This is a genomic window from Nocardia testacea NBRC 100365 (assembly GCF_000308775.1).
In the GTDB taxonomy this organism is placed as follows: domain Bacteria; phylum Actinomycetota; class Actinomycetes; order Mycobacteriales; family Mycobacteriaceae; genus Nocardia; species Nocardia testacea.
Genome location: NZ_BAGJ01000272.1, coordinates 70,968 through 83,585 on the forward strand (window position 1 = coordinate 70,968; position 12,618 = coordinate 83,585).

Annotated in this window: 9 protein-coding genes; 6 read left to right on the forward strand and 3 right to left on the reverse strand. The window is 68.0% G+C overall.

Annotation, left to right across the window (positions count from 1 at the left end; translation table 11 throughout):
- Nucleotides 1–43: 43 nt before the first annotated feature.
- Entirely contained in the window at nucleotides 44–3,337 is a 3,294-nt protein-coding gene (locus ON38_RS31745; RefSeq protein ID WP_306306709.1) for a protein kinase domain-containing protein, read from the reverse strand.
- 262 nt (nucleotides 3,338–3,599) lie between these two features.
- On the opposite strand from ON38_RS31745, the gene ctaD reads away from it, so the two are divergent.
- From ctaD to ON38_RS31770, 5 genes are all read left to right on the forward strand, one after another.
- The gene (gene ctaD / locus ON38_RS31750; protein ID WP_039828876.1) at nucleotides 3,600–5,363 is read left to right on the forward strand and encodes an aa3-type cytochrome oxidase subunit I; all 1,764 of its coding nucleotides are present in this window, start codon (nucleotides 3,600–3,602) and stop codon (nucleotides 5,361–5,363) included.
- A 181-nt stretch (nucleotides 5,364–5,544) separates the two neighbouring features.
- Nucleotides 5,545–5,880 (forward strand): YciI family protein, encoded by a 336-nt coding sequence (locus ON38_RS31755; protein ID WP_039828877.1) that lies wholly within the window; start codon nucleotides 5,545–5,547, stop codon nucleotides 5,878–5,880.
- Nucleotides 5,877–7,094, forward strand: a complete 1,218-nt coding sequence (locus ON38_RS31760; RefSeq protein WP_039828879.1) for an RNA polymerase sigma factor — start codon at nucleotides 5,877–5,879, stop codon at nucleotides 7,092–7,094. Before ON38_RS31755 ends, ON38_RS31760 begins: the two co-directional genes overlap by 4 nt.
- A gap of 115 nt (nucleotides 7,095–7,209) precedes the next feature.
- Nucleotides 7,210–7,704 carry an SRPBCC family protein gene (locus ON38_RS31765; protein ID WP_039828880.1) on the forward strand — a complete coding sequence of 165 codons (495 nt, stop codon included), beginning with the start codon at nucleotides 7,210–7,212 and terminating at the stop codon, nucleotides 7,702–7,704.
- Between the two features lie 168 nt (nucleotides 7,705–7,872).
- On the forward strand, nucleotides 7,873–9,096 hold the full coding sequence (locus tag ON38_RS31770) for an alcohol dehydrogenase catalytic domain-containing protein (protein ID WP_039828884.1): 1,224 nt from the start codon (nucleotides 7,873–7,875) through the stop codon (nucleotides 9,094–9,096).
- A gap of 27 nt (nucleotides 9,097–9,123) precedes the next feature.
- On the opposite strand, the gene ON38_RS31775 is transcribed toward ON38_RS31770, so the two are convergent.
- Together ON38_RS31775 and ON38_RS31780 are read right to left on the reverse strand one after the other, a co-directional pair.
- On the reverse strand, nucleotides 9,124–9,828 hold the full coding sequence (locus tag ON38_RS31775; protein ID WP_039828886.1) for a hypothetical protein: 705 nt from the start codon (nucleotides 9,826–9,828) through the stop codon (nucleotides 9,124–9,126).
- 117 nt (nucleotides 9,829–9,945) lie between these two features.
- A complete protein-coding gene (locus ON38_RS31780; RefSeq protein ID WP_039828888.1) occupies nucleotides 9,946–11,448 on the reverse strand; it encodes a flavin-containing monooxygenase in 1,503 nt (500 codons plus the stop codon).
- Between the two features lie 70 nt (nucleotides 11,449–11,518).
- On the opposite strand from ON38_RS31780, the gene ON38_RS31785 reads away from it, so the two are divergent.
- Nucleotides 11,519–12,574: an AraC family transcriptional regulator gene (locus tag ON38_RS31785; protein ID WP_039828995.1), complete on the forward strand. Its 1,056-nt coding sequence runs from the start codon at nucleotides 11,519–11,521 to the stop codon at nucleotides 12,572–12,574.
- Nucleotides 12,575–12,618: the final 44 nt, after the last annotated feature.

A 12,618-nucleotide genomic window follows, 5' to 3' on the forward strand; every position in this document is an offset into this window, starting at 1 on the left:
ACTGACCTGCCCGCCTCCGAGGCGACCGGGCCCGGCGCGGTGGTCAACCCCGTCCGGCTTCGTCCACTATCCACGCCGCGATCTGGGCGCGGGAGGTGAAGCCCAGCTTGGTGAGTATGTTTTCGACGTGCCCCTGTGCGGTGCGGGGCGAAACGACCAGTTCGTTCGCGATCTGCCTGTTGCTCAGGCCCCGGGCGACCAATGCGGCGACCTCCCGTTCTCGCTTGGTCAACGCGGTCTTCACGTCCGGGCCGGCGGCCGTGCCCGCCGGTGGTTCGCGCAGTGCGTATTCCCGCGCCGCGGTGGCGCTCATCGTGCGGCCGCGTTCGAAGGCCGCACCGAACCCGTTGTCGCCGAGCGCTTCACGCGCCGACTGTTCGCATTCCTCGTGGAAGTGCGACAGCGTGGCGAAGACGCGCTCACGACTGCCGCCGGCCGGCCAGAGGTGGCGAGCCGCTCCCATGAGAACCGCCGCTCGCTCGGCTTCCCGGCGCTGACACGCGATCCAGGACAACGCTTCCAGGCAGAAGGCCAACACCAGAACGCTGTTGAGCGGCCGGTCGATGCGCAATGCTTCCTCTATCAGTTCCTGCGCACGGTCGGTGTTGCCGCGGCGCCATTCGGCGACGCCCAGGCTTCGCATGGCCAGCGCGCGATAGAGGATGCCTCCGCGCGCTCCGGTGATGGTGATCAGCCGCTCCTGGAGCTCGATCGCCGCGGCCGTATCGCCGCGCAGTTCGTAGGCCAGGCCGAGCAGGGTCAATGCGTGGATGTAGAGATGGCTCGTGATATCCGACCGGTAGACCTCGAGGGCGGGATCCAGGAGTGCGGCAGCACGCGTGGGATCTCCGTTGAGCAGCGCCAGACCGGCGGCCGCATGGTTCATCTGCGCCTGCAACAACGGTGTCGGGTCGCGTTCGACCAGCGCCCGGCCCTCCTGCAGCAGGGTCGCCGCGGACCGGAAATCGCCCTGGGTCGTCGCCAGATCGATTGCGACCCGCAGCGCCTTCACCCGGTCGGGAATCGAGGTGGCGCAGGGATGGGCGAGAACCTGTTCGATCCAGGACCGTCCTTCGCCGTAGAAGCCGCGGTACACCCAGAACTCCCACAGCGCGGAAGCCGTCTGCAGGCCCGCTTCCGCCGCTTCCTCGGTGTCCTCGGTCAGTGCGGATTCGAGAGCCTCCCGGAGATTGGAGTACTCGCGCTCGAGCCGGGCGATCCAGCCGACCTGCGCCCGGCCGATCCAGCCGGCCTCCGCGTCCAGCGCCAGCTGTCTGTACCAGGCTCGATGCCGCCGGCGCAGTTCCCGGTACTCGCCGGAATCCCGCAGCTTGGAACGGCCGTAGTCCCGCAGGGTCTGCAGCATCCGGAACCGGACGACCGAGCCCGACTGTTCGCGGATCAGTACCGACTTGTCCACCAGACCGGCGAGCACATCGACGGGCCCGGCCGGGGCCGAGTCGATATTGCACACTTGTTCCACGGCATCCAGTCCGCAACTACCGGCGAATACCGACATGCGCGTCCACGCCCGCTGTTCGGCCGCCGAACACAGGCCGTAGCTCCAGTCCAGGCACAGCTTCAGCGACTGCTGCCGGGACGGCGCGGTGCGGAACGCGCCGGTGAGCAGCTCGTAACGGTCGGTCAGCCGGTCCAGGATCTGCTGCGGCGACAGTGTGCGGATCCGGGCGGCGGCCAGCTCGATCGCCAGCGGTAGCCCGTCCAGCCGGGCACAGATCCTGGTCACCGCGGCCATGTTGGCCTCGGTGAGTTCGAACCCCGGCACCACCGCCGCGGCGCGCTCGGCGAACAGCGTGACTCCGTCGAAACGGGGCAGCCCCTTCAACGACGGCTGGTGGTCCGGGTCGGGCACCGCCAAGGGCATCACCCGTTGGATCACTTCACCGGCGATATTCAGCGGCTCGCGGCTGGTGACCACGGTCCGTACTCCGGGGCAGGAGAGCAGCAGCGTCTCGGTCAGCCCGGCGACCGCCTCGACGATCTGTTCCACATTGTCCAGGACGAGCAGCGTTTCGCGGGAGCCGAGATAGTGCACCAGCGTCTCGAGCAGCGGCCTGGTCGAGTCGTCCCGTACGCCGACCGTGGCCGCCACGGTGTCGGCCAGCAGGCCGGCATCGGATACGGCGGCGAGGTCGACCAGCCACACGCCGTCGGCGAAATCACGCTGCACCTGCGACGCGGCCTTCAGCGCCAGCCGGGTCTTGCCCACGCCGCCGGTGCCGACGAGTGTGACCGAACGCGACCGCGACAGATGATTCTTGAGCTCGGTCAGTTCGGCGCGCCGATCGACGAGACCGGTCAACTCCAAGGGCAGATTGCCGGCGGTGTTCTCCCCGATCGTGCCCACGGGCCGACGGCCCTGGGCCGCGCCCTCGGAACGTCCCGGGCCGGGATGGGTCAGCAGCGCCGGCTCCCCCGCCGGGATCCCACGGCGGAGCTGAACCCGCCGGATGGCTTCGCCGAACTCCGCGGCGGACGGGCGTTCGTGGTGATCCCGCATCATCGCCGTTTCCACCAGGGCCGATACTTCGTCATCGATACCGCTCTGCCGGAGGTCGGGCAGGGCATGGGCGGTGATCCGCCGGAACTGCGCCACCATGTTCTCGCCGCTGCGCCGCTCGAAGGCGGCATGCCCGGTCAGCGCGCAGAACAGGGTCGCGCCCAGCCCGTAGACATCGGCCTCCGGCGTGGACGGCTGTCCCTCGAGCACTTCGGGTGCGGTGAACGCCGGAGAACCGGTCACTGTTCCAGCGGCCGTCTCGAACCCGCCACCGACATGCGCGATACCGAAATCGGTCAATGCCGGCTCACCGAAATCTGTGAGCAGAATATTTCCCGGTTTCACATCCCGGTGCACGATCCCGAGCCGGTGGGCTGCCGCGAGCGCACCGGCGATCTTCGACCCCATTCGCAGCGCATTCTCCGGGGATAGCGGGCCGTGCCGGTGGATCCACATGGCGAGAGAGCCCATCGGGTAAAAGGGCATCACCAGATAGGGGCAGCCGCCGGGAAGTGTGCCCGTCTCGAACACGGTGACAATATTCGGATGCCCGGTCGAGCGGCCCATCGCGCGCTGCTCCCGCAGAAATCTGGCGCGATTCTCCGCATCCAGACCCGCGGTGAAGATTTTGACCGCCACGGTCCGGTCCAGCTCCGGTTGCCGGCAGCGATACACCACCCCGAACCCACCCCGGCCGATTTCCACACCATCCGGATAACCGGCCGCGGCCAGCTCCGCGCGAAACGATTTCGTGGTCTCGCGCTGTGTGCGCAGTAGGTCGTCACCGCTCATCGCCGAATGTGCCCCGATGAGCATTGTGGGAAGCGAAAGAAACCATCGGCTCACCTCTTGCCCGGTCCACTATATCTCCGGACGGAGAACTCCCCCGCTGTCCTGGTGGATATATGGGAAGAAAGCGGGTATGCACACACCCGCCTTCCCGTTGTCCCCGGGTGGCGGGGTGTCGCTGCCCGACTTTCCCGGGATCTTCGGGCAGGGTTTAGCCGGACACGGCGTGGGTAACGGCGCTGGCACGAGTGGTTCGAACAGAAGCGGTGGCTCGGATGAAGGAGAGCACATGGCAGTGACACCGTCTCGACCCGCAGAGCTCACCGCCACGCGTCCGTTCCCGGCCCGGGTCGGCCCGAAAGGCTCGGCCATCCGCAAACTGGTGACCACGACCGACCCGAAACTGCTGGGCATCATGTACCTGGCCTCGGCGACGGCGTTCTTCATGATCGGCGGATTGATGGCACTGCTGCTCCGCGGGGAGCTGGCCCGTCCGGGTCTGCAGTTCCTGTCGCCGGAACAGTACAACCAGCTGTTCACCCTGCACGGCACGATCATGCTGCTGTTCTACGCCACACCGGTGGTGTTCGGCTTCGCCAACGCCGTCCTGCCGCTGCAGATCGGCGCGCCGGATGTGGCGTTCCCCCGTCTCAATGCCCTGAGCTACTGGCTGTATCTGTTCGGGGCCACCATGGCGACCGCCGGATTCGTCACCCCGGGCGGTGCCGCCGATTTCGGTTGGACCGCCTACGTACCGCTCAGCGACATCATGCACTCACCGGGTGTCGGCGGCGATCTGTGGATCATGGGCCTGGCGGTATCCGGACTGGGCACGATCCTCGGCGCGGTCAATATGCTCACCACCGTGGTGTGCCTCCGCGCCCCCGGTATGACGATGTTCCGGATGCCCATTTTCACCTGGAACATCGTGGTGACCAGCATCCTGGTCCTGCTGGCGTTCCCCATCCTCACCGCGGCGCTCATGGCACTGGCCTACGACCGGCATTTCGGTGGTCACATCTATGATCCCGGCGTCGGCGGCGTCCTGCTGTGGCAGCACCTGTTCTGGTTCTTCGGCCATCCGGAGGTCTACATCATCGCACTGCCGTTCTTCGGCATCGTCTCCGAGATCTTCCCGGTCTTCAGCCGCAAACCCATCTTCGGCTACACCGCGCTGGTCTTCGCGACGATCGGCATCGGCGGCCTGTCCATGGCGGTCTGGGCGCACCATATGTACGCGACCGGCGCGGTGCTGCTGCCTTTCTTCTCGTTCATGACCTTCCTGATCGCCGTTCCGACCGGCGTGAAGTTCTTCAACTGGATCGGCACCATGTGGAAGGGACAACTGACGTTCGAATCACCGATGTTGTTCTCGGTGGGCTTCCTCGTCACCTTCCTGTTCGGTGGTCTGTCCGGTGTCATCCTGGCCAGCCCGCCGCTGGACTGGCACGTGCACGACTCCTATTTCGTGGTGGCGCACTTCCACTACGTGCTCTTCGGCACGATCGTGTTCGCCACCTTCGCCGGTATCTACTTCTGGTTCCCGAAGATGACCGGCCGGCTCATGGACGAACGCATGGGGCGCCTGCACTTCTGGACCACCTTCCTCGGCTTCCACACCACCTTCCTGGTGCAGCACTGGCTGGGCGCCGAAGGCATGCCCCGCCGCTACGCCGACTATCAGGCCGACGACGGCTTCACCGCACTGCACACCGTATCGACCATCGGCTCGTTCGTGCTCGGCGTCTCGATGATCACTTTCGTATGGAACGTCTTCAAGAGCTACCGCTACGGCGAGGTGGTCACCGTGGACGATCCGTGGGGATACGGCAACTCCCTGGAATGGGCGACCACCTGTCCGCCGCCGCGGCACAACTTCTACGAACTGCCCCCGATCCGCTCCGAACGCCCCGCCTTCGAACTGCACTATCCGCACATGTCCGAACGCATCCGCCAGGAATCCCATATCGGCCGCCCCAGCAAGTACGGCGCCGGCGCGGAACTGTCCCAACCCCCCGGCCCCACCGTCGGTGGCGCCTCCGACGGCCACTGACACCGGCGCCCGGCGGGGGGCCACAGCAGCGCGTTCCCACCCGTCCGGCGGCGGCCCCTCATGAGTGGGCGCATTCCGGAAATACAGCTCCGGGGGCAACCACGGAGATCGCGAGCGCCGAGACACGGGTGGCGCTCGGTTTCCGGTAGCGAAAGACCAGGTGGTCGTGCATATTGAGGGCATGAAGTACGTCTTGCTGATCTGTGACGACGAGACGTCGTCGCCGAGCCCGGCGGAGATCGCGGCGGATCCGGCGCATCGGGCCTACGCGGCGGAACTGGAACGGCGGGGCGTCCGGCGGGGCGGAGCACGGTTGCGGCCGGTCGCGGACGCGACGACGGTTCGGGTGCGGGGCGGGGAAACGCTGGTGTCGGACGGGCCCTTCGCGGAGACCAAGGATTTCATCGGCGGTATCGACATCATCGAATGCGCGGATCTGGACGAAGCGATCGAACTCGCGGCGCGCCATCCCTACGCCCGGCACGGGTCGATCGAAGTCCGCCCCGTGTGGGAATGAGCGCGCCGCCCGCGGTGCGAGCCGCGGTGGACCGGGCCTATCGCAGCGAGTGGGGTCAGGTGGTCGCCACCCTGATCGGGGCCACCGGGGATTGGGATCTGGCCGAGGACTGCGCGCAGGAGGCTTTCGCCGCGGCATTGTCCACCTGGGCTCGCGACGGTGTGCCCGACCGGCCGGGTGCCTGGCTCACCACCACGGCACGCAATCGCGCGACCGACCGGCTGCGTCGCGACACGGCCGCGACCGCGAAGCTGCGGCAACTGGCGCTCCTGGCCCGCGACCCCGTCGAACCGGCGGCGGAGGGGATTCCCGACGATCGCTTGCGGCTCATCTTCACGTGCTGCCATCCGGCACTCCCGTTCCCGGCCCGGGTGGCACTCACCCTGCGCACCCTGGCGGGCCTGAGCACCGCCGAGATCGCCAAGGCCTTCCTCACCGCCGAGTCCACGATGGCGCAGCGCCTGGTGCGCGCCAAACGCAAGATCGTCGAGGCCGGGATCCCCTATCGGGTCCCACCGGCCGAGCTGCTGCCGGAACGCTTGTCCGCTGTCTCGGCGGTGCTCTATCTCATCTTCAACGAAGGCTACGGCGATACGGACGGGCAGCGCGGGCTGGCGGCCGAGGGTATCCACCTGGCCCGGGTGCTGGTCCGCTTGCTACCCGCCGAACCCGAGGCGCGAGGACTGCTCGCCCTGATGCTGCTGCTCGAGGCCCGCCGCGCGCACCGCACCGCGGACGGCGTCCTGGTCCCGCTGGAGGACCAGGACCGCGCCCGGTGGGATCGCACGCTGATCGCCGAGGGGGTGCGGATACTGGACGAGGCGCTGGCCGCACGGCGTCCCGGGCCGTATCAGGTGCAGGCCGCTATCGCGGCCTGCCACGCCACCGCGCCCGACGCGGCGGCCACCGACTGGCCACAGATCGCGGCGCTCTACCGCGAGCTCGCGCGACTGGCACCCTCCCCCGTCGTGGATCTCAACCACGCGGTGGCGGTCGCGCTGGCCGACGGCATTGCGGCCGGTCTCGCGCTCGTCGATGAACTCGCCGTGTCCGGTCGTCTGGAGGGCTACTATCTGCTGCCCGCCACCCGGGCCGACCTGCTGCGCCGGGCCGGCCGGGTCACCGAGGCCGCCGAGGCCTACTCGGCCGCGCTGGAACTCGCGCCGACGGAAGCCGAGCGCCGTTATCTGGCCGGGCGTCTGCGCGCCCTCTGACCCGCGCCGCGGCCGCCCCCGGCGGAATTCTCCGAAGTTTTTCCGCCTCGTTGTCGATTTCGCGGAGCCTGCTTCGTCGGTGGGACGAAACCACCCGATGAAGAGAGGTATCACAATGCCCAACACCGAGTACCTGACAGCCACCATGTCCGTGGACCGGACCCCGGAAGAGGTCTTCGCGGCCGTCACCGATGTGCGCGGATGGTGGAGCGAGAACATCATCGGCGCGACCGCCGCCGTACACGACGAGTTCGTCTTCACCGACGACAGCGGATACGCGGGCGAAACGGCCGCGGGGAAGCCGGGCATCCGCTTCGCCCGGTTCCGGCTCACCGATGTGGTGCCGGGCGCGCGCATGGTGTGGCAGGTCGTGGATTCCGACCTCACTTTCGTCGACGACCGTGCCGAATGGACCGGCACCACGGTCGTCTTCGACCTCATCGCGACCGCGGAAGGTACGACGCTGCACTTCACGCACGAGGGGCTGAGCGCCGCCGGCTCCGAATGTTTCGCGGCGTGCTCGCGCGGCTGGACCTTCTACATCACCGAAAGCCTGCCGCGGCTGATCACCACCGGCACCGGCGATCCCATCCCGGACTACAACGCCTGAGGCGTCGCGCGCCGGAAGCCGGCCACGTGTTCGCCGGCCACCGGGCCCGGGGCCGCGTGCGCCGATCGTCCGCGGCCGTCCGGCGGTGCGGGCGCGGGGCGGCGGTCTGTTTCCGGCGCCAGGTGAGGGGTAAGCCGGGCATCGACCTTGCCGGAGAGAGGAGACGACGTGAAGGCAGTTGTATGGCACGGCGTCGGTGATATCCGCCTGGACGACGTGACCGATCCGAAGATCGAGGAACCGACCGATGCGATCGTGCGCATCACCACTTCCGCCATCTGCGGCACCGACCTGCACCTGGTGCGCGGCACCATGCCCGGCATGCTGCCCGGGACCGTGCTCGGGCACGAAGCGGTCGGGGTGGTCGAGGAGACCGGATCGGCGGTGCGGGGCTTCGCGACCGGTGACCGGGTGGTGGTGTGTTCCACCGTGGCCTGCGGTCACTGTTGCTACTGCCGGGCGGGCTATTTCGCGCAGTGCGATGTCGCCAATCCCAACGGCCCGCAGGCCGGTACCAGTTTTTTCGGCGGGCCGGAGAGTACCGGCCCGGTCGATGGACTACAGGCCGAGTACGCGCGCATCCCGTATGCCGCGACGACGCTGGTGAAAGTGCCGGACGAGGTGACCGACGAACAGGCCGTCATGGTGTCCGATGTGCTGCCCACCGGCTGGTTCGGCGCGAAGCTGGCCCAGGTGTCCCAGGGTGACACCGTCCTGGTGCTGGGGGCGGGCGTGGTCGGTCAGTGCGCGATCGCGGCGGCGAAACGACAGGGTGCGTCACGGGTGCTGGTGGTCGACGATCATGCCGATCGGCTCGCGGTCGCCCGCGCGCAGAACGCCGAGCCGATCGATTTCGGGGCCGAGGATCCGGTGGCCGCGGTGCGTGAACTCACCGGCGGTATCGGGGTGGACCGGGTGGTCGAGGCGGTCGGTGTGGACGCCCAGCGCCCGCACTCCGGACCGGCCGCCGAGGAACTGCCGGCCGACACCGCGGCGTTCGAATCCGAACGCGGCGCCGCCGCACCCGAGGGCAATATCGGCGATGGCCAGTGGCTGGTCGGCGATGCCCCGAGCCTGGCGTTGCGCTGGGCGGTGAACGCGGTGGCGAAGGCGGGCAGCGTCGGCATCATCGGGGTGTATCCACCGAGCTTCGACGCCTTCCCGATCGGTGCGGTCACCAACCGCAATCTCACCGTGCAGGGCGGTAACTGCAACCATCGCCGCTATGTCCCGGGTCTGTTGGGCCGGGTCGCCCGCGGCGATCTGGACCCCACCCGGTTCATCACCCAGCACACCGAACCGGTGGCGGCAGTCGACGCCTACAAGCAGTTCGACCTGCGCCGCGAGGGATGGCTCAAAACCGTGGTCACCATGACGGCGGGCGCGCGGTGATCACGCGCCCACCCACGCCCGGCCGGATCAACCGTCTCCCCGGCCACTCCGCCCGTTCGCGGCCGATTGCCCGAAGAAGAAACCGAGGATCAGCAGGATCATATTCATCACGATCTCTGGGACCTTCGTATCCGTGAACATCGCGACCACCATCACGACACTGAACCCGACCAGCAGGACCGCGCCGATGAGTACCGCGATGGGTTCCCGCTGGAACAGCGACCACCGCATCCGCGAGCGGCGCGCTTCCAGATCCCGGACCACATTCTGCAACTCGGTCTCCAATGCCGCATCCCGCGCGTCCTCGGTCACCGAGGATTTCGCCACCACGTCCTGTGCCCGCTGGATCTGGGCCGCGACCATCTGCCTCGCCACCGGGTCGTGGATCGCGGATTCGGCTACGTGCTGAATCTGGTCGAGTTCCCGTCGCGCCGTGGTGTTGCGCAACCCGGCCTGGAGTTCTTTGCGCACGTCGGCGAGCCGGCGGAGCATGTAGCCCTCCCCCACCACGTCGGTCACCCCGTTGCTGTCGGTGATGTCGAACGGTTGCCGATTCTGCCGGGGGACGGTTTCCATCATGTTCTCGACGCGGGTCAGCCACGCCGCGACCTCGTCGGGTGAGGCGCCCTCCAAGGTGCGCGGGATGCCGAGTTCCTCCTTGATGTTGTTGCGGACGGCTTCGCGGTTCTCCGGCGAAACATCTCGTTCTTCCCGCGACTCTCTGCGACCCAACGCATTCCTCCCACACTGACCCATGTTTGCCGGACCAGCGTACGGGCTCCGCGCCGGCGCAGGAACGGGATGCACCCTCGCGCAACGAATCCGAGGTCGGTACGAGCCGTATAAGGGTCACACCCGCTGAGCCGTTCGCGCCCGAACCGGGCGAAGCGTCTTGCCGAGGTCGGTGCGCAGGACCGCGGCCGAGTCGAGAATGTAGTTCTGCCGCATCTTCCACGGGTGGCGGTCGCCCTGGCGGGGGAAGTCGCCTATCGAACGCCGGATGTATCCGGATGCCAGGTCCAGCAGCGGTTCGTCCCCCACCTCACCACGGGGTTGCGGCACCACCGCGACGTAGTTCTGCTCGTCCATGAAATTCAGTACCTTGCAGACCAGGCGAGAGGTGAGATCGGCACGCAGAGTCCATGAGGCATTGGTATAGCCGATGCACACGGCGAAGTTGGGGACGCCGGTGAGCATGGCACCCTGCCATACGAGCTGTTCCGGCAACCGGACCTCGGTCCCGTCGACCGACGGAGCGATACCCCCGAAGGCCAGCAGTTCGAGACCGGTCGCGGTGACGATGATATCGGCGGCTAGCACCCGGCCGGATCGCAGCCGGATACCCTCCGGCACGAATCGGTCGATCCGATCGGTGACGACCTCGGCTCTGCCCTTCTTCATGGCGCGGAAGAAGTCGGCGTTCGGTACCGCGCACAGGCGCTGGTCCCACGGGTCGTAGCTGGGGGTGAAGTGTTCGGCCACCAGTTTCTCGTCACCGAGGATACGGGTGGTGAGGCCGGTCAGCAGTTTGCGCGCGGCCTGCGGACGGCGGCGGCAGTACTGATAGAACCCGACCGAGAACAGGATGTTCTTGGTGCGGATCAGCCGATGCGCCAGGCGCGCCGGCAGCAGGGCGCGCAACCTGTCGGCCACCTTGTCACGGCCGGGTACCGCACTGATCCAGGTGGGGCTGCGCTGCACCATGGTGACCAGCTCGGCGTTCTCGGCCATCGCGGGAACCAGGGTCACGGCGGTGGCGCCACTCCCGATCACCACGACCCGTTTGCCCGTGTAATCGAGGTCTTCGGGCCAGAATTGCGGGTGCACCACCTGCCCGGTGAAGTCCCGCGCCCCGGCGAATTCCGGCGAATGGCCGCGGTCGTAGTTGTAGTAACCGGCGCAGCTGTAGAGGAAACCGCACGTCAGCGTCGAGTGAGTACGGACCCCGGCCGGATCGCGCTGTTCCAGGGTGAGCGTCCAGCGCTGCGTCCGCGAGGACCAGTCGGCACCCACCAGCTTGGTCCGGTACCGGATGTGCCGGTCGATACCGTGCGCACGAGCGGTCTCGGTGATGTAGCGCAGGATCGACGGGCCGTCGGCGATGGACTTCGCGTCGCGCCACGGGGCGAACGGATATCCGAGGGTGAACATATCCGAATCGGACCGGATCCCGGGGTAGCGGAACAGATCCCAGGTGCCGCCGAGCGTATCCCGGGCCTCCAGGATCACGTAGCTCTTACCGGGGCACTGGGTCTGCAAGCGGTACGCGCCGCCGATGCCGGAGAGCCCGGCGCCGACGAGGACGACATCGACGTGCTCCGGTACTGGACCGTCATGCTGGTCATCGCTCATAGCGCCCATTCTGCGGGGCGTACCGGCCGTGCTCTTGCTTTTCCGCGACAGAAATTTGATTCTGTACGACATGTCGGTGATTCGTTCCGCGGGACTGCGTGGTTTCCGGGCCACCGTGGCCGAGCTCGGTGGGGACGCCGAGCGGATAGCGGCTTCCGTCGGGCTGTCCGCTGCCGCTCTCGACACCGACGACATGCTGGTGCCGGACCAGGCCGTCGCCGCGGTGCTGGAGCTGGCCGCCCAACAACTCGACTGCCCCGACCTCGGACTGCGCGTCTCGGCACGGCAGGACCTGGATATGCTCGGCCCCCTCGCGCTCGCCATCCGCAACTCGCCCACTTTGGCAGAGGTGATGGAGTGCACGGCGCGTTATCTCTTCGTCCACGCGCCCGCGCTGACCATCGGCCTCGGTCCGGACCCCTACGGCGACGACAACGTCATCGCGATGCGCTACGGGTTCCGCTCCGGCGGCCGGCCGGTCCCCCTGCAGGGCACGGACCTCGGGCTCGGGTTCGTCCATCGGGCGATCCAGCGGCTGGTGGACGAGCGGTACGGGCTGCGCTCGGTGGAGTTGCCGTACCTCCCGACCGCGGCCACGGCGGTCTACGAGCGATTCTTCGGGGCTCCGGTGCGGGTCGGGCGCCCGGCCGCGCTGCTGCGCGTGCCGCGCGAGCTGGTGACCCGCTCGGTGGCCGGGGGCGACGAGAAACTCCACCGGCTGGCACTGGCCTTCCTCGCCGCGCAGACCGCGTCCGACGGCACCGCGGCGACCCCGCGGGTCCGCACCACGGTGCGCCAGTTACTGGGCACCGTCGCGCCCGATATCGCGGCCGTGGCCGAGTTGCTCACCATCCATCCGCGCACTCTGCAACGCCGGCTGGCCGCCGAGCACACGAGTTTCGCGGCGATCCTCGACGAGATCCGGCGCGAGCGGGCACGGTACTACCTCACCGCCACCAGCATGCCGATGACACAGATCACCGCCCTGCTCGGCTTGGCCGAGCAGGCCACACTCACCCGCTGCTGCCGGCGTTGGTGGGGCGCCACTCCGACGGCTATACGCCGGTCGGGCACCGAAGCCGAGAACAGATCTCCTTCCGGCCGACGATCCGAGCTCACGAAGTGAATCCGAGGCCGGCTCGGGCGGCTTCGGCGTCACGAAGCCGCGCC